Here is a 17,837-nt window from a genome sequence, read left to right as displayed (position 1 = left end):
CAATATTTTTTAGCAATTGATCATTTAAGTTATTCTATTTCTCCAACTCCCTGATAATTCTATCTTTTAGTTCTATAATCCGCTCTTTTTCTTTGAGTTGTCCTTCCAAGGCCGCAATGACTTGTTTGAGGGAAGCGATAATTTCCTGGTTTTGCTTTGAAGCCCTCGTTTCATATTCACCTTGAGGATCGGATGCAAGCTTGGATTCTATGTTATCTTTCTCTTCCTTATACAATAACATTGATCCGATTCCAGTTAGGAGCCATACTGGATTTACTTCAGGGAATTGTTCAACAAATAGGGCAATCCACTTGGTTTGAATGTCTTTATCCTTACCAATGGCTTTGGAAATTGTTCCATTACTTGCCCCGATTTTATTTTCAATCTTCCTGATGCTCAATTTTTGGCGATGGGCAAATTCTCCAATTCTGTCAATAATATTCGACATAAGATATTTTAATCTACAAAAATTTTTTTATATAGGTTTTTATCTATATTTTTATTCCACTATCAATAAATATAGACAAAACATGCAATTCTCCAGCTTCCATCATATAAAAAACAATACTGAACCAACATTTCAATAAAATCCCAAACCCTTCAAAAAAACAAGCTATGAGCAACAATATACTATTCATTTCAAACATATTTAATTCCAGCATCACTATCAATGGGAACAGCCATTCAAATTATGGTAGTAACTTTTCCGACCTGTTACCTATTCTTCAAAAATGGTCAGCCAATAATGCCAGGATTTTCTCAATTTTGGAGGAAGAATGGGAAGATGATGAAGCTCAAGTATCGGAACTGTTAAAATTAAAACAGGAATCAGAAGATTTGCAAGGTAAGATCATCAAACTTCTTCCCGGTGGCAACCAGAACTAAACACCAGAAATGACTACTCCTCCATTTTCCTGTAAAATAAAATACCTTCCGTTAACCTCTTGATAAAACCTTATTCCTATGGCCGTCAAAATCACCTGATTTTCGTCTTTAACTTCAATATATTCAAGCATTTGGGAACCAATACCTGAAATTGGTTGATTGACATTTGCCAAAGGAAAAGCATACTCTAATTTCTCTCCGGTAATCTCCGAATCCTCCCCAATCTTTACTACAAATATACTGATGGAATAATGGGTGATCGGGGAATCCATTTTTGGCACTTGGATCAATCCCAAATGACTGAAATCGAAATTCACCTTTTTCCCAGAATCAAGAAGACTTATAAGTGGTTTACCACCAAGAATGCTTAGAACGGAATCCTTTCCCAATTCAAGCCCATCCATTATCCGATAATTTCCAAGATAAAATTTCCTTTTACCTCTACCACTGATAGGATCGGATTGAATCACCTTTCGTATAATGCCGGTCAACTTGGAATGTCCCAGCTTTTCAATGCCATTGAGATTGGAAACCAGACCATGCCTAATTAACCTGCTGATATGGGAGGCCCTTCCAAACTCATAGCCTGCACACCTCGAACCTTCAAATTCAGGCGCATTCTTGAATCTCTTTTTGCTGATCTGACTTTTCTGTCTTGCATAGTAATTCCCGTTTTTGTGTTTGTAGAAAGTAACATTCCCCATACTCCCTTCAAACTTAATAGGTCCGCTTTGCCTTGCCATTTCCTTTAAGATTGATTGGTATTAAATTTAGAGCAAATTGGACTCAAAGTCAATACTACTCCGTATTTACCCCGTATTATCTCCGTAAATTTGTAGTCTAATAGCTTTTAAACCTCCGCATTTTCACTTCTTAGTACTTGTGTGATAGGACCCAAAATCCCTCTACTCAGATAAGTAATTAAAAATAAACTCGACCTGATAGAACTCCTCTTATCCTAAAAGAATGCTTAAAAATTAATAAGGACTGAAAATTTAACATACTAGCTTGCACATCTTTATCTCGCCCTACTTTAAACCAAAAAACTTAATTCATGAGATCATAACCTAATGTTTCAAATCTAAAATCTTAATTTTAAAATATGTGTTAGTGCGATGAAGCCAGTAAAATTTTAATTCAATTTAATTCTCATCAGGAAACTGAAATGTCCGGTACATCGGACTTCCGACTTCGGACTTCCAACCTGTTTGTAAAGGAATATAGGGTTACTTACATAAAAGCAGAACCATTTTCTAAAACCTAAAATCCACCCTCTCAACCCTTCTTCCACTTCCCCTTCGTCTTCATCTGATTTCTATTCCTTTTGGCATTGGAATTTTTGTTGCCGCGTTTCTTTTCCACTTTGTTTGGGTTGGGTTTTGGCCGGGTTCTCTTTTCATGGAATCCACCTTTGAAGTCAGGGTTCTCTTTTTTCTTTTGCCCATCTATTTCCCTGGCATAGCCTTGTTGTTCTTCAAAAGGAGTTGGGGTTACAGTGACCTCTTCGGGAATTTGCACCGTTGGCACTTCCATCCTGATTATCTCCTCAATCTTTTCAAAATGGTATTCCTCTGCTGGATTGACAAAAGTAATGGCCGCACCTTCCTGTTCGGCCCTTCCTGTACGACCGATTCGGTGCACATAATCTTCATAGATCAAAGGCACGTCAAAGTTGACCACGTGACTGACCATACTGACATCCAAACCTCTTGCTGCCACATCAGTGGCTACTAAAATCCTGACCTCCCCTGCTTTGAAATCTTCCATGGAGTTGATCCGGGTATTCTGACCTTTGTTGGCATGGATGACCCGGATAGAACCCAAATGCTTTCTCTCCAGATAACTGAAAACTGACTCTGCGTTTTTCCTGGATTTGGTAAAGATAATTACCCTATTGAAATTCTGACTTTCCAACAAATGGACCAATAGATTGATCTTCGTCTTGATATTGGGCACCAAGTATTTCACTTGTTGGATGGTTTCTGCAGTGGTTGCCTGAACGGCTATTTCCACCCGCTCCGGAAACTCCAGGAAATCATAGGAAAGCTTTTCGATTTTGCCGCTGAATGTTGCAGAGAATAGCAAGTTCTGTCTTTTGACAGGAATCACTTCCAATATTCCCTTGATCTGTCCCAAAAAACCCATATCCAACATTTTGTCCGCCTCATCCATGACCATGGTTTTGATCTCGCGCGTAAAAATCTCACCTTTTTTATATAAGTCCAGAAACCTGCCGGGCGTAGAAATGATAATATCTACTCCTGCCTGTACTTTTTCAATTTGTGTTTTTGGTCCTATTCCGCCATAAAGGCTGACAAACCTCAGATCAGTATATTTACCGAAAGCAACTACAGCTTCAGCTATCTGCATGACCAATTCTCTGGTCGGTGCCAAAATCAAAGCCCTTGGGTGCTGACCTTGGGCATATTTTACTTTCATCAGCAAGGGCAAAACATACGCTGCTGTCTTTCCTGTACCTGTTTGTGCTATTCCCAAAATATCATGCCCTGCCAAAGCAAGTGGAATGGCTTGTTCCTGAATTGGCGTGGGTTTGGTATATCCTGCATCTCTGACCGCTTCCAAAAGTTGCTTATTGAGTTTAAAATTCTCGAAAGGTTGAAGGGTATCAGACATGTTTTAGTATTTTTGAGTAAGAAGTATAGTGGATGAAATAAACCTATTATAGAAATCAAAGGTTAAATCCTGTAAACTTCCATTTAAGTAGCATTTGAATAAAATGTCAATTCTCTTCTCAAATAAACAACTAAATGAAAAGTATTTTAATCACCGGTGCAAATATAGTAAATGAAGGTAAGATAACCCGTTTGGATATTTTAATCCAGGATGGGGTATTCTATAATGTTGGACCTGATTTGTCCAATTTCGATGCAGATCTCAAAATTGATGCCAATGGCAAGTATATTTTCCCGGGATTAATCGATGATCAGGTGCACTTTAGAGAGCCGGGATTGACTCATAAGGCAGACATTTACACCGAAAGCAAGGCCGCAGTTGCAGGGGGAATTACTTCTTACATGGAAATGCCAAATACTGTTCCCCAGGCGGTTACCTTGGAATTATTGGAAGATAAATTCAAAATAGCATCTGAAAAATCTCTGGTCAATTATTCTTTTTTCTTTGGGGCTACCAATGATAATATTGAGGAGATCCTAAAAGTCGACCCCGAGAATGTTTGTGGCATCAAGGTATTTCAAGGTTCTTCCACCGGTAATATGCTTGTAGATAATCCTAAGAGTTTGGATAGAATTTTTTCGGAATGTAAGTTGATTATCGCCACCCACAGTGAAAACGATAATATTATCAAGGCCAACTTGGAAAAGTATAAATCGGAGTTTGGAGAAGATATTCCTGTAAAATACCATCCAAAAATCAGATCAGCAGAGGCCTGTTATGACGCTTCCAAAAAAGTGGTTGATATGGCAAGGAAATATGGCAGCAGACTACATGTGTTGCATATCAGCACAGCTAAAGAAGTTGGCTTATTCGACAACAGACTTCCACTTGAAGAAAAAAGGATAACTGCTGAGGCATGTATCCATCACCTGTGGTTTTCTGAGGAAGATTATGCTGAAAAAGGAAATTTTATAAAGTGGAACCCAGCTGTAAAAACTGCCCATGACCGCGACAGTATATTAAAAGGAGTTTTGGATGGAAATATTGATGTGATAGCTACAGACCATGCCCCGCATACCATTGAAGAAAAAAGCCGACCTTATTCCGCAGCTCCCTCCGGTGGCCCTTTGGTGCAACACAGTTTGGTGGCCATGCTGGATCTTTACCATCAAGGCAAAATAAGGCTTGACCAAATTACAGAAAAAATGTGCCATAATCCCGCCATTCTATTTGAAATTGACAAAAGAGGCTACATCAGACCTGGCTATCACGCTGATTTGGTGATTGTGGATTTGGATAATCCATGGAAAGTTGAGAAAGAAAACATACTTTCCAAATGTGGTTGGTCACCTTTTGAAGGGCACACCTTTAAGTCAAAAGTAACCCATACAATCGTTTCAGGACATTTAGCGTACGAAAACGGAACATTCCATGAGGAGCAAAAAGGACAGCGGTTGAAATTTTCAAGAAAATTACTTTAAGGAGTATTGCTTTCAAAAAAGCGAAACATTACCTTTGCAGTCCATTCTGAAATCGTTCGGATTGTTGAAATCATACGGTGGTTGTAGCTCAGCTGGTTAGAGCGCTGGTTTGTGGCACCAGAGGTCGCCGGTTCGAACCCGGTCTTCCACCCTAAAACCCTTCTCTAAAAGAAGGGTTTTCTTTTTTAACAGTCAATAATGAACTTAAATGGCATAATTATTGTGTGAATGGTTTAAAAATAAAATTGAAAGGCAATGTTTACATTATTCAAAGCTTCGCAAAAATTTCCAAAAGTAAATCCAGTTAATTTAAGGTTTGTTCAGCTATATATGACCAAATTTGAGGAGTCACTTAAAAACTTTGAGGAACTGCAAAAAGAAAGCATACGCTACTAATTTTGAGACAAATTTAAGGTTATGTTATAATAACCTTTTTTTTTATGGCATAAAGTTTTTCTTTCGGTATCAAAAAAGTATTTTTATGAAAATCTCAAAACTTTTAACCAAATGAGTTATATTCATTTTGACAAAACCCAATTAGTAAACCTTAATTACTCCCTTGACAGGGAAATAATCAGAACCAATCGAGGTGGATGTTACACAAGCACGACCATTATTGGATGTAATACAAGAAAATATCACGGACTTTTGGTGGCCCCACAACCTCAAATTGATGAACAGCTGCATGTGATGTTATCCACTGTCCATGAGACTGTAATTCAAAGAGGCGCAAGTTTCAATTTAGGAATCAGCAAATTCCCGGGTAATTATTCTCCAAGAGGCCATAAATATTTGGAAGATTTTGATTCGGAACCTATTCCTAAGCTTACTTATAGAGTTGGGGGTGTTTTGCTTCAGAAAGAACTGATTCTTGACACCAATAGGGACAGGGTAATGATTCGCTATACCCTATTGGAAGCCCATTCTCCTACCAAAATCAGGATAAGCCCTTTTTTGGGTTTTAGAGGATATCATAACCTTTCAAAAGAAAACGAGAGAATAAATAAAGAATTCAAAAAGGTTCCCAATGGAGTAAAATTCCAATTATACCCGGAATACACACCCCTATACCTGCAGCTTTCTAAAAAGAATGAATACGTTTCCAAACCCGACTGGTATTACAATATTGAATATATCATGGAAAGGGAAAGGGGTTATGAATACCAAGAAGATTTGTTTGTTCCAGGATATTTTGAATTTGATATTGCAAAAGGTGAATCGGTCATTTTCTCTGCAGGATTAATAGAAGCAGACCCAAGTACAAGACAAAAAGCCTTTGAAAAAGAACTTGCCAGAAGAATCCCAAGAAATAATTTTGTAAACTGTCTCAAAAATTCAGCTGGACAATTCATCCAAAAAAGGGATGGCAAAACCCACGTAATTGCCGGCTATCCATGGTTTGGATGGTGGGGCAGGGATACATTTATAGCTTCTCCGGGACTCACGTTGACCCAAGGCAATAAAGAAACATTTTTGGAAATCATTGATACCATGGTCGAGGACCTGAGTGGCCCACTATTCCCGAATGTTGGAAGCGGTGTCATGAGAAATTCCACCTCCATGGATGCGCCTTTATGGTTTTTTTGGTCTTTACAACAGTTCATAGAATTCACAGGAGATACCAAAACCATTAAAAAGAAATACCTGGACAAAATGAAAGGTATCATTGATGGGTTTAGACATGGCACTGATTTCAATATTCACATGTTGGAAAACGGCTTGATGTACGGAGGGATGGACGGGGTTGCTTTAACCTGGATGGACGCAGTCAATACTGACGGACCGGTTACACCAAGGATTGGCTGCCCGGTTGAAATAAATGCATTATGGTATAATGCTTTATGTTTCTATGTGGAACTTTCTGGAGACAAAGAAGTGGAAACGCTCTCAGAATTGGTCAAAAAGTCATTTAACGAGACATTTTGGGATGAAAAAAGAGGATATTTGGCAGATTATGTTTCAGGGACTTTTAAGGACTGGTCTATCAGGCCAAATATGATCTTTGCTACCTCTCTTAAATATTCTCCATTGGAAGAGAGTCAGATGGACAGTATATTGGAAATTGTAAGATCAAAATTATTGACTACAAGGGGATTAAGATCCCTCTCTCCTGATGATCCCGGATATAAAGGGTATTATCACGGTAACCAATATACAAGAGATATTGCATACCATAATGGTACCGTTTGGGCTTGGCTCCTCGGGCATTTTGTGGAAGGATATCTAAGGCTTCACGGCAAATCCGGAAAGCACTTTGTAGAAAAAATAATTCAGGGTTTTGATGGTGTGATGACACAATATGGTATAGGTACGGTTGCTGAGATTTATGATGGAGACCCTCCACATAGGCCCAAAGGATCCGTTTCTCAAGCTTGGAGCGTAGGGGAATTATTGAGAATGATGTATTTATTGGAAAAGATTTAATTTATTTTTATGAAAGTTCTAATGTTCGGGTGGGAATTCCCGCCACATATTTCAGGAGGATTGGGTACTGCCTGTTATGGATTGGTCAAAGGACTGGTCCATCACAATCAAGACATCATCTTCGTTGTTCCAAAATTGTGGGGGGATGAAGAACCTCTTGCGGATTTTGTAAATGCGAGTGATGTAACCATAGATTACAGGGAAAAGAAATTCAAAAAAATATGGAAGAACATGACTTACCTTGAAGTCAGCAGTTTTTTGGTTCCATATTTAGGCCCTGAAGAATTCAAAAAATATACTGATTATACCGTACATGACCGGTTAGACGTCGATGAGAGTGTCTTTTCCAATAAATTTGAATTCAGCGGAAAATACGGTAAAGACTTGATGATGGAAGTATCAAGATATGCCTTGGTTGCTGCCCAAATCGCCAAATCTAAAGAGCACGATATCATTCATGCACATGATTGGCTGGCTTATCCGGCAGGAATTGCAGCAAAAGAAATCAGCGGTAAGCCTCTTGTGGCCCATATACATGCCACAGAATTTGACCGTTCCGGGGAATCCGTCAACAAACCGGTATATGATATTGAACGTGCAGGGATGCAGGCTGCAGACCATGTGGTTGCCGTCAGTCACCTTACCCGGAAAGTAGTCATTGAAAAATATGGAATTCATCCTGATAAAGTGAGTGTCCTGCATAATGCGGTCTTGGATGCAAGCATTATCAAGTCTTCCACAATGAAAAATGTTCCTGAAAAAATTGTGACTTTTCTTGGAAGGATTACTTTTCAAAAAGGTCCTGAATATTTTGTAGAAGCCGCCAAAAAAGTCATTGACAGAGATCCTAATGTGCGCTTTGTGATGGCAGGAAACGGAGATTTGCTGAATAGAATGATTGAAAGGGTGGCCGAACTTGGCATGGGTACAAAATTCCATTTTACAGGATTTTTGAAGGGCAAAGATGTGGACGACATGTATGCCATCAGTGATGTATATGTAATGCCTTCTGTTTCAGAACCTTTTGGTATTGCCCCGCTGGAAGCAGTCAGACATAATACGCCGGTAATTATTTCAAAGCAATCCGGAGTATCTGAAGTTTTGAGAAACGCTATCAAAATTGATTTTTGGGATGTAGATGCTATGGCGGATGCCATTTTTGGTCTGTTGCATTATGACAGTATCTCCAAGATGTTCAGAGAATTGGGAAGCGAAGAACTCAAAAAATTGAAGTGGGAGCATGTTGCTGCCAAACTAGTAACCGTTTACGATAAACTACACAAAGAACAGCCATGAGAACTATTTGTTTTTACTTTCAGGTGCATCAACCATTAAGAATAAAGCCATACAGATTTTTTGATATTGGTGCTGACCATTATTATTGGGATGATTATAGCAATAAAAGTATCATTAGAAAAGTTGCCCAAAAATGCTACTTGCCGATGAATGCGCTCTTGTTGGATCTCATCCATCATTATAATGGTAAATTCAAAGTTGCTTTTTCAATTTCCGGTGTTTGTCTTGATCAGTTTGAATCTTACGCACCGGATGTATTGGAAAGCTTCAAAAGGTTGGTGGATACAGGTCATGTGGAACTTTTGAATGAAACAGATGCGCATTCTCTGAGTTCTTTGATCAGTAAGACTGAGTTTCAAAGAATGGTAAATCTCCATAGAGATAAAATCAAAAAACACTTCAACGGATACGAACCCAAAGTCTTCAGAAATACTGAACTGATCTATTCAGATAAAATAGGCGCAATGATTGCTGAAATGGGTTTTGAAGGAATGTTGACTGAAGGCGCCAAACATATTCTGGGCTGGAAGAGTCCGAATTTTGTCTACGAAAACTCGATCGATCCCAAACTGAAAATATTGCTGAGAAACTTTCAGCTGAGTGATGACATCGCATTCCGATTTAGCAATAGAACTTGGTCGGATTATCCACTGACCACTGAAAAATTCGTAACCTGGATAAATGCTTTTCCAAAAGAACAACAAGTTTTGAATCTTTTTATGGATTATGAAACATTTGGAGAACATCAATGGGCAGAAACAGGGATTTTCGAATTCATGAAAGCATTGCCAAATGCCGTTTTCAAATACACCGATTTTGGTTTTTCTACCCCAACTGGTGTAGTGAGGGAGGGCACTCCGGTTGCCAAAATAAATGTCCCTATTCCGATTTCTTGGGCAGATGAAGAAAGAGATCTTACTGCCTGGCTTGGTAATGATTTACAAAACGAAGCTTTTACCAAGCTTTATGAAATGGAATCAAGAGTTGCTAAGATTGAAGATCCTGATATTCAAAGGGATTGGAACTACTTACAGACATCAGATCATTTCTACTATATGTGTACCAAATTCTTTTCGGATGGTGCAGTACATTCATATTTTAGCCATTATGATACCCCTTATGATGCTTTTATCAATTATATGAATGTGTTGAGTGATTTTATCCTTAGGGTAAAAAGAAAAGAAGAAGAAACGACTGTAATATCTGATTGATCAAGGAAAGGCTTGTGTATATAATTAAATAAAGGGCTTGCTTTGACAAGCCTTTTTTGTTCACTTTAAAAAAACAAAAAATGAAAAATAAGATCAACTTGATATTGGGATTATTTTTGATTGTTTCCGGCTGTGTAGTCAGTACCGAAAAAAAAGAGCAGGAAAATACCAAAGAAGAATTTATAGTCAGATATGATCGCCCTGAAGCCAGTATTCTCAAAGGAGTTTATATTCCAAAAGGAAAAGAATATTTTTACACTTCAGGACTTGTGGCCCCAATAAAAGACGAGAGCGCCCCGATTGGTTCGCCAGAGCGGTATGGTGATACCTATGAACAAAGCCTAGGTACTTTGGAAAGGATTAAAGAAACAATTGCTGAAGCAGGATTTAAGATGGAGGACATTTTCTTTCTGAGAGTTTATCTGGCACCTGACAAAGAGGGAAATATTGATTGGGATGCTTGGTTCAAAGCTTATGGGGAATATTTCAATAATGAAGAAAATCCAAATAAGGTTGCAAGATCTACCATTGCAGTATATGCATTGGCCAACCCTGATTTATTGATTGAGATAGAAGCTGTAGCTGCAAAATGAAAAACTTGGCATTAATAACCATCCTTTTCCTTTCTTTTTCTTTGACTTCTTGTGATGGAGAAAAAGTCATGAAAGCCATGCTATGGGGGTTCAACAAAATGGCTGGAGAAGGATATTTCCCATCTCCTGAAATTCTCGCCCTTGGAGAATTTGAAGGTGCAGAAGTAATGGTTTCGAACATCATCGAAAACGGGGAAAATGAAAGCACCATCGAATTGAAATTCCATAATGGAAAAAGTCCTTCTCTTAGGTATAGCGAGGAAAACACAGCAAGAAAATGTGCTGAACTTTACGCCTTGGGCTATTCAAAAATCGATGATTACAAAACCATCAAAATCTCATTTATACAAACCGACCCCTTCAATTCAGAAAATTTTGCAGTGAGTGAATATAGTTTTGAAGTGAAGGATTTATTGAACAACCCAACCCCAGAAAACTATGGATTTCAATGAACAATTCAAACATCCTCCGATCAATACAGGTGAGTGGTTTTTGACCATTTTGATTACAAACATACCTTTAATAGGCTTCATTATGCTTGTAGTATGGGCCTTTGACAAGCAGGGAAACCCCAATAAGGCAAATTGGGCAAAAGCCAAACTCATTTGGTATGCTGCAGGAATTGGTATTGCCATTATGGTTTTAATGCTGGTGGGCTTTGGTGCCGTAACCGGAATCTTTGAAAATATACCTTGGGATGATTTTTAATCCCGGGTTATAAAAGTCCCTCACCATCTTCTACATCTTCCGCGGCTTTTTTCAAAAAGTCATGGAAGGGTTTCATTTGCCTGAAAATTTCAACGGTATGGTTCCTGAACGAACCATCGGAAATTTTGCTGTCCTCCAATGGAGTAGATACAATGAAAGACTTAAATCTCAAAAGATCAATATACGGATGGTCTGATTCATAACCTTTGGGACTGGTCTTGAGGGTCTCTCCCTCCATACCGCCGAAAGTCTTTTTAAACTCAGACCCATTAAGGATAGCTTGTAATTCTTTGCCGGAATAATCAATCTCTTGCCTTATTTTCTTCAAAACATCCGCAGGAGGCATCCATATACCACCCGCTATAAAACTTTGGCCCGGCTGAATATGAAGGTAATATCCAGGACCTGATGATTTCTTCCCCCCCACCGAAAAATAGGCTGCCAAGTTGGTTTTGTATGGATCTTTGTTAGTCGAAAATCTAACATCCCTATTTTGTCTAAAAACGCAGTCTTTAGCCTTAAAACTTGAAAGTTCAGGTTCCCATTGGGAAATACCTTGTAAAATGATTTCCACATCTGCCAACAAACTCTCCCTGATTTTCAAATACCAGTCCCTATTGGCATCCATCCAGGTTTTGTTGTTGTTTTGGGAAAGTGTTTCGAGGAATTTGAGATATTGATTGTCCATGGTAAAACAAAACCTTATTTATATGGAGATGGTTTTAACAATTCTAAATTAGTTCTTTTCCATTCAATTACCTGATTGGTATAAAAAAAACCTGACCGATAATTCGATCAGGTTCCTAGTTGGTTTAGCAATCTATATTTATTTCAAGATATTCTCATTTACCCAATCCACCTCTTCTTGCCGGATGGTATGATTTTGATCTTTAAAGACCAGAGTTTTTAATTCCCCGCCCATTTGCTTTATCAATTCGGCTGATTCCTCGATCCTGCTTAAAGGCACATGCATGTCTTTATGACTGGACCCAATAAAAACTTTTGTTCCTTCAAAATCCCCTTTGTATTTGCCCTTATTCAGTTTCTCCCCTATTAATCCCCCTGTAAAGGCAATCACACCGCCATACTTTTGGGCATTTTGAGTTGCATATTCCAACGAAAGACATGCCCCTTGAGAAAAACCAATAAAAAAGATTTGTTCAGATTTGAAACCTTTTGACTTTAAATCTTCAACAATTCCATCCAGCATTTTGATGGCATTAGATAATGCCGGTTCATTGCTGGCATCAGGTGCCATAAAGCTATAGGGATACCATGTATTTCCTTGAGCTTGTGGTGCTAATAGTGCAAATTCACCAATATGAAGATGATCCCTCAACGTAAGGATGCTATCCGCTGAGGCCCCACGACCATGAATCATAATGGCTACCTTTTTGGCTTTATCCAATGCTATACCTGCTGTTTTCATCTTATGCAAAACTTTCTAAATTCAAATTTACTTTTGCCAATCTTGAAGTTATTTTATCTCGCTGGGGTTCTGCCCATTCGGGTAATTTCAACAATTCACCCAAATGTGCTTCATCCTCATCTATTGCAAATCCAGGTTCATCTGTAGCAATCTCAAAAAGGACTCCGCCTGGTTCTCTGAAATAAATGGATTTAAAATAATTCCTGTCTTTTACCTCAGTCACATGATATCCATTTTCCATCAAAATTTTCTGGATTTCCAATTGGGAAGAAGTGTTGGCCGTCCTGAAAGCAATGTGATGAACCGTACCTGCACTTTGGATTCCCTGACGTCCATTATTGTCCAAAACAATATCCACAATATCCCCGGGTTCACCTTTGGTTCCATATCGAAAACGGCCATTTTCTTCAGCCATGAATTTGTAATCCATAAACTGGGTGAGCAACTTTTCTGTCAACTCTTTAGCTTTGAGATTCAGGGTCGCTCCATAAAATCCCCTGATGGAATGTTCCAAAGGGATATTGCCATAAGTCCAACCTTTTCTGGAATCCCTGTCATTGGCGATCAATTCAATTCCCATACCGTCATGATCCTCAAATCGGATCAATTTTTCACCAAAACGGCTCAAGGGAGTAGATGTTGGAATATTATACTTAGCTAACCTGTCAATCCAAAAAGACAAGGACGCTTGGGGAATGGAGAAAGCCGTGTAAGTCAATTCACCTGTTCCCTTAGTGCCTTTCCTTGCTCCATCAAAAGGAAAAGTGGTAAAAACTGTTCCAGGAGTTCCTAGCTCATCACCAAAATAAAAATGGTATACATCCGGGGCATCGAAGTTGATGGTTTTTTTAACCATCCTCAATCCCAAAATACCCGTGTAGAAATCAACATTCTTTTGGGGATTTCCTGCAATAGCTGTGATATGATGTATTCCGGTGATCAGGGTTTTCATGGCTTTAATATTTTGAATTGGATAATAAGTTACTGGATAATTTGTAATCCATAAATAGTGGCAAGTTGGTTTTTTAAACCTTCGAGGTCTTAGAAACCTCGAAGGTTTTCAAGAATAATTGTATGAAATATACTTTCGGATAATTTGAGTCAAATTCAAATTTTGGTAAAAAGACCTTCGGGTGCGCCGAGGCGTACCCAAAGGTCCAAATTCAACTATTGCTTTACAACCTGAGCGTTAACGATTATTCTTACTTGGTCACTCACGACGACACTTCCTGCCTCGGTTACGGCATTCCACATCAAACCAAATTCTTTTCTACTGATTTTACCTTCAATTTCAAATCCGGCTTTGGTTTGTCCGTAAGGATCTTCAACTATTCCGCCAAAGTCAACATCCAAAGTAACTTTCTTAGTAATATCCTTAATCGTCAATTCACCTTCCAAAGCACTTCCTTTCAAAATACCGGAAAATGACATTTTGGGAAATTTCTCAGCATCAAAGAAATCAGCTGATTTCAAATGATTGTCCCTGTCAGATTGATTGGTGAAAATACTGGCAATATCTGCCGAAAAGGAAATATTTGCTCCATCAAAATCCTCGGATTCTGTATCTACGGTACCTTCAAAAGATTTGAAATATCCAGTTACCGTAGAAATCACCAAGTGCTTTACTTTGAATGATACTTCTGAATGTGTAGGGTCAATTGCCCATTTAGTAGTTGTTGCTGTTGTAGTACTCATAATTTTAATTGTTTATTGGTTTTAGTTTGTATTTACATTAAGTGTCTATACACTTATTTGTTTAAATTTTTTTATCCCCTCAGTTTATCCAAAAGAAAGTTTAACTGATCTACTTCCTCTTCGTTCAATTGAATAAGACTTCTGTTCAACTCATGCATTTGATTATGCAACTGACTCAGTACATTCAATCCTTTCTCCGTGATCAGAATATCAACCTGTCTTCTATCTGTCGGACATTCCTCTCTCACTACCATTCCTTTTTGTTTGAGTTTTTCAACTAACCGCGAAGCATTGGACATTTTGTTAAGCATTCGCTCTTGAATAGAAGATACTGTAATAGGACTTCCTTTTTGCCCTTTCAAAATTCTTAAAACATTGTATTGTTCAGGAGATAGAGCCAATGGTTTGAAAAGGCTACTCTGCTTTGTAACAATAAAACTTTGCGTGTAAAGAAGATTTACAATTGCCTTGTTATACTGATCTGTAAACTCTTTCTGCTTTATCGCCTCTTCTAGCCTCATCGGTATATAATGTTTAAGTATTTAATGTATATACATACAAAAGTAATAAAAGGTTTCTCAATTCCAATTTAATTTTTAAAAAACATCAGTTTATTTTTTCCCCCATTAGAATTGGGCCAGCCAATCGTCTATAAGCCGGTTGATTTCTTCAGGCTTTTCGATACAGCTGCTGTGGCCTGCACCCGGCACCATATGGAGCGTGGAATTGGGAATGGCCATTTGAATGAATTTTGATTTCTCAGGCTTTGTAGCCACATCTTCATCTCCTACTACTACCATGGTGGGGCATTTGATGTTCCGGATTTCTTCCTCCACTCCTTTTCTAAAAATCACTGCCTCCACTGATTTGGTAATTGTTTTTTTGTTGGACTGCAGTTCTTTAATCCATTTTTTGTACGCGTCCTTATTTTTGGGATTTTCCAGCCAACTCTGCGCAAACATGATGGGCATAACCTTAGAAGCTACCATTGGGACAACTCCAAATAGTTTTACTATCCCATTCAAAAATTTATACTTTGGAAGGTTTTCAACAGGCTCAGCATTAGCTGAGGTTTCCAACAAGATCAGGCTTTTGACTTTTTCGGGATAGCGTGCAGCCAAACGCATCCCCACAAACCCTCCCATCGATAAACCTGCAAAATGAACAGGTTGACCCACTAATTTATCTATCAGTTCAAATACATCCTCAGTCAATATATCCAAGTCGATAGGACTGTTATTTACTTCTGATTGACCTTGCCCTCTATGGTCATAGGCAATGACGGTATATTTTTTTTTCAAAAATTCCACCTGTTCAAAAAACATTTTGTGGCTCCAAAGAAGACCATGCGAAAAGACAATAATTTCTTTGCCTTCTCCTTCTTTGATGTAAAAAAGCTTGATGTTATTGAGTTGGATATATGGCATGTCTTATTGTACGAAGTTTGAGAAATTTAGTACAAAGTACGATGTACATAGTACCAAGAAATTGATTCAATAGTTACTGCATTCGATTATCAAAACATCAATAGTGCCTGCCCTCTGTTCTCTCTAGGTTCTTGTATCTTGGCTCCCCGATACTCGGGACAGGCTTTGATTCTTATATCTAATCTCTCGCTTCTCGCTTCTAATCTCTCGCCTCTCCAAATCACCAATCCAATCCCGGCTGCTTCAACTTCATGGCATTTTCACGGGCTTTATGCTGCTGCACTATGATACGGGCATCTTCAAGGAGTTGTTTGGCATCATATACAATCCCATCCTTCACGGTATATTTCACACCGCCAACTCTAACAGGTTCATTATTTTCATCTATTCTGATGGCACCAGTACCATAAAGGACTTTAAGGTTTTGAAGGGGATTTTCTTCCAGAATCACAAAATCTGCCAATTTCCCCACTTCCACAGTCCCGATTTCCTTATCCATTCCCAAAGCTTCTGCCGCATGCATGGTGGATGCCCGGATAACTTCCAAAGGATGGAACCCGGCCTCCCTCAACAATTCCATTTCACGGATATATGCAAAGCCATACAATTGATAAATAAATCCTGAATCGGATCCCGTTGTAACTCGCCCTCCCCGGTTTTTATATTCATTGACAAAGGTCATCCAGATTCTATAATTTTCTTTCCACTGAATTTCCTCTTCCGTTGTCCAATCAAACCAATAGGAACCATGGGATTCTCTCGATGGCTTATAGAACCTCCACAAAGAAGGGAGGGTATATTCTTCATGCCATTCTGCCCTCCTTGCCCGCATCAGGTCACGGTTGGCCTCGTAAATATTAAAAGTAGGATCTATAGTGAAATCCAAATCCAGTAATTCCTGCATCACCTTGTTCCAATGATCAGAATAAGGTGCTGCGGCCTGTTTCCAGAGTTTACCAGCCTCCGCAAATCTGTGTTGCTCGTTCTGGTAATTATAGTCCAAACGGTAATCCTGAATAGTCCTATCCACCAACAAAGCTTCAGGTAAACCGTACCAGTGTTCCATAGTAGTCAAACCTGCTCTGGCTGAATGAAGTACATTCCATCTGGCAACATCCATTTGGGCATGATGCATTGCAGAACGTAATCCTATTCTTTTGTTTTCTTCCATTGCTGCTTGCATTACCTCTGGTTTTGCACCAAAAAACTTGATGCCATCAGCTCCATTCTTTGCATTTTCGTTGACCCAAGCTCTGGCCTCAACAGCATTCGTAATTGGTTTGGTAGCACCTTGGCCAAAACTTGTATAAGCCAGTAATCTTGGAGCGGTGATCGTGTTGGCCGCAGATTTCTTTTTATGATCCAATACCCAATTCAAGCCATTGCTAGCTGAAGGATCTCTCACAGTAGTAATGCCATGCCCCATCCAAAGTTTGAATACATATTCTGCAGGAGTACCCTGACCTGCACCGCCAATGTGGCCATGCATATCAATCAGACCTGGAAGCAAATAATGGCCTTCCAGATCCATCACCTTATCATTTGGACCTGCTTTCGGCCTTCTTTCCTCTTTAATCGGTAATCCAGGATAACCCACTATCCTTACTTCCGCGATTTTATTTCTTTCGACGACAATATCCACCGGACCTATCGGAGGTGCTCCTGTCCCATCCACCAGCGTAACTCCTCTAATGATCAGCTTGTCATAGGGACCATCCCCTTCCTTTCTGTCGGGCGATGGCATGACTTGGGCAAAAGTAGTTTCAGGAAGTAAAAATACAGCCAGAAACAAAAGCAGTATAGATTTTTTCATATTGATAAATGATTGACAGGCTTAAAATAGGTCTTTTCTTAAGAATAAAAAAACCGATTGTCATTTCGATTTGACAACCGGTCATATGCTAATATTTTTTTCGTAAATCTGCGCCAGTAATGGGTTTAAACAAATATAAAAGGTGCTTAAACCTAAAGCAAAGCCATCATCGGGCATCGGTCATCCGACATCTGTCCCGCAAACCAACGGAAATATGTTGAATGCAATATTTTCCCTAAAA

18 protein-coding genes and 1 tRNA gene are annotated in these 17,837 nt (G+C 38.9%); 9 read left to right on the top strand and 10 right to left on the bottom strand.

Annotation, left to right across the window (positions count from 1 at the left end; translation table 11 throughout):
* Window positions 1-34: 34 nt before the first annotated feature.
* Window positions 35-448, bottom strand: coding sequence for a hypothetical protein (locus tag B9A52_RS08125; RefSeq protein ID WP_084119832.1), 414 nt, complete (start codon window positions 446-448; stop codon window positions 35-37).
* Between the two features lie 167 nt (window positions 449-615).
* Between B9A52_RS08125 and B9A52_RS08120 the strand changes: the two genes are divergently transcribed.
* Window positions 616-885, top strand: a complete 270-nt coding sequence (locus tag B9A52_RS08120; protein WP_084119831.1) for a hypothetical protein — start codon at window positions 616-618, stop codon at window positions 883-885.
* Here B9A52_RS08120 and B9A52_RS08115 read toward each other — a convergent pair.
* Together B9A52_RS08115 and B9A52_RS08110 are read right to left on the bottom strand one after the other, a co-directional pair.
* Window positions 882-1,628, bottom strand: a complete 747-nt coding sequence (locus B9A52_RS08115; RefSeq protein WP_084119830.1) for a hypothetical protein — start codon at window positions 1,626-1,628, stop codon at window positions 882-884. The two genes, B9A52_RS08120 and B9A52_RS08115, sit on opposite strands and share 4 nt — an antisense overlap.
* A 532-nt stretch (window positions 1,629-2,160) precedes the next feature.
* Window positions 2,161-3,519: a DEAD/DEAH box helicase gene (locus tag B9A52_RS08110; protein ID WP_084119829.1), complete on the bottom strand. Its 1,359-nt coding sequence runs from the start codon at window positions 3,517-3,519 to the stop codon at window positions 2,161-2,163.
* Between the two features lie 134 nt (window positions 3,520-3,653).
* On the opposite strand from B9A52_RS08110, the gene B9A52_RS08105 reads away from it, so the two are divergent.
* From B9A52_RS08105 to B9A52_RS08070, 8 genes are all read left to right on the top strand, one after another.
* A complete protein-coding gene (locus B9A52_RS08105) occupies window positions 3,654-5,000 on the top strand; it encodes a dihydroorotase (protein ID WP_084119828.1) in 1,347 nt (448 codons plus the stop codon).
* Window positions 5,001-5,076: 76 nt separating this feature from the next.
* Window positions 5,077-5,152: transfer RNA gene (locus B9A52_RS08100), tRNA-His, on the top strand.
* A gap of 355 nt (window positions 5,153-5,507) precedes the next feature.
* Window positions 5,508-7,424, top strand: coding sequence for an amylo-alpha-1,6-glucosidase (locus B9A52_RS08095; protein ID WP_084119827.1), 1,917 nt, complete (start codon window positions 5,508-5,510; stop codon window positions 7,422-7,424).
* A gap of 9 nt (window positions 7,425-7,433) precedes the next feature.
* Window positions 7,434-8,720 (top strand): glycosyltransferase family 4 protein, encoded by a 1,287-nt coding sequence (locus tag B9A52_RS08090; protein WP_084119826.1) that lies wholly within the window; start codon window positions 7,434-7,436, stop codon window positions 8,718-8,720.
* Window positions 8,717-9,931, top strand: coding sequence for a glycoside hydrolase family 57 protein (locus B9A52_RS08085; RefSeq protein WP_084119825.1), 1,215 nt, complete (start codon window positions 8,717-8,719; stop codon window positions 9,929-9,931). Before B9A52_RS08090 ends, B9A52_RS08085 begins: the two co-directional genes overlap by 4 nt.
* A gap of 80 nt (window positions 9,932-10,011) precedes the next feature.
* Window positions 10,012-10,524 (top strand): RidA family protein, encoded by a 513-nt coding sequence (locus B9A52_RS08080; RefSeq protein WP_084119824.1) that lies wholly within the window; start codon window positions 10,012-10,014, stop codon window positions 10,522-10,524.
* On the top strand, window positions 10,521-10,976 hold the full coding sequence (locus B9A52_RS08075; RefSeq protein ID WP_084119823.1) for a hypothetical protein: 456 nt from the start codon (window positions 10,521-10,523) through the stop codon (window positions 10,974-10,976). Before B9A52_RS08080 ends, B9A52_RS08075 begins: the two co-directional genes overlap by 4 nt.
* Window positions 10,963-11,232, top strand: a complete 270-nt coding sequence (locus B9A52_RS08070) for a hypothetical protein (RefSeq protein WP_084119822.1) — start codon at window positions 10,963-10,965, stop codon at window positions 11,230-11,232. Before B9A52_RS08075 ends, B9A52_RS08070 begins: the two co-directional genes overlap by 14 nt.
* A gap of 7 nt (window positions 11,233-11,239) precedes the next feature.
* On the opposite strand, the gene B9A52_RS08065 is transcribed toward B9A52_RS08070, so the two are convergent.
* The 7 genes from B9A52_RS08065 to B9A52_RS08035 form a co-directional block, all read right to left on the bottom strand.
* The gene (locus B9A52_RS08065; protein ID WP_084119821.1) at window positions 11,240-11,920 is read right to left on the bottom strand and encodes a DUF2461 domain-containing protein; all 681 of its coding nucleotides are present in this window, start codon (window positions 11,918-11,920) and stop codon (window positions 11,240-11,242) included.
* Between the two features lie 138 nt (window positions 11,921-12,058).
* Window positions 12,059-12,661 (bottom strand): alpha/beta hydrolase, encoded by a 603-nt coding sequence (locus B9A52_RS08060; protein WP_084119820.1) that lies wholly within the window; start codon window positions 12,659-12,661, stop codon window positions 12,059-12,061.
* Window position 12,662: 1 nt separating this feature from the next.
* Window positions 12,663-13,613, bottom strand: coding sequence for a ring-cleaving dioxygenase (locus B9A52_RS08055; protein ID WP_084119819.1), 951 nt, complete (start codon window positions 13,611-13,613; stop codon window positions 12,663-12,665).
* A 215-nt stretch (window positions 13,614-13,828) separates the two neighbouring features.
* Entirely contained in the window at window positions 13,829-14,356 is a 528-nt protein-coding gene (locus tag B9A52_RS08050) for a YceI family protein (protein WP_084119818.1), read from the bottom strand.
* A 71-nt stretch (window positions 14,357-14,427) separates the two neighbouring features.
* A complete protein-coding gene (locus B9A52_RS08045) occupies window positions 14,428-14,877 on the bottom strand; it encodes a MarR family winged helix-turn-helix transcriptional regulator (RefSeq protein WP_084119817.1) in 450 nt (149 codons plus the stop codon).
* A 105-nt stretch (window positions 14,878-14,982) separates the two neighbouring features.
* Complete coding sequence (locus B9A52_RS08040) at window positions 14,983-15,783, bottom strand: alpha/beta fold hydrolase (protein WP_084119816.1); 801 nt, start codon at window positions 15,781-15,783, stop codon at window positions 14,983-14,985.
* Window positions 15,784-16,003: 220 nt separating this feature from the next.
* Window positions 16,004-17,596 (bottom strand): amidohydrolase family protein, encoded by a 1,593-nt coding sequence (locus B9A52_RS08035; RefSeq protein ID WP_084119815.1) that lies wholly within the window; start codon window positions 17,594-17,596, stop codon window positions 16,004-16,006.
* Window positions 17,597-17,837 lie beyond the last annotated feature (241 nt).

Source organism: Aquiflexum balticum DSM 16537, from assembly GCF_900176595.1.
GTDB classification, from domain to species: Bacteria; Bacteroidota; Bacteroidia; order Cytophagales; family Cyclobacteriaceae; genus Aquiflexum; species Aquiflexum balticum.
This window is presented reverse-complemented; position numbering and strand designations above follow the sequence as displayed.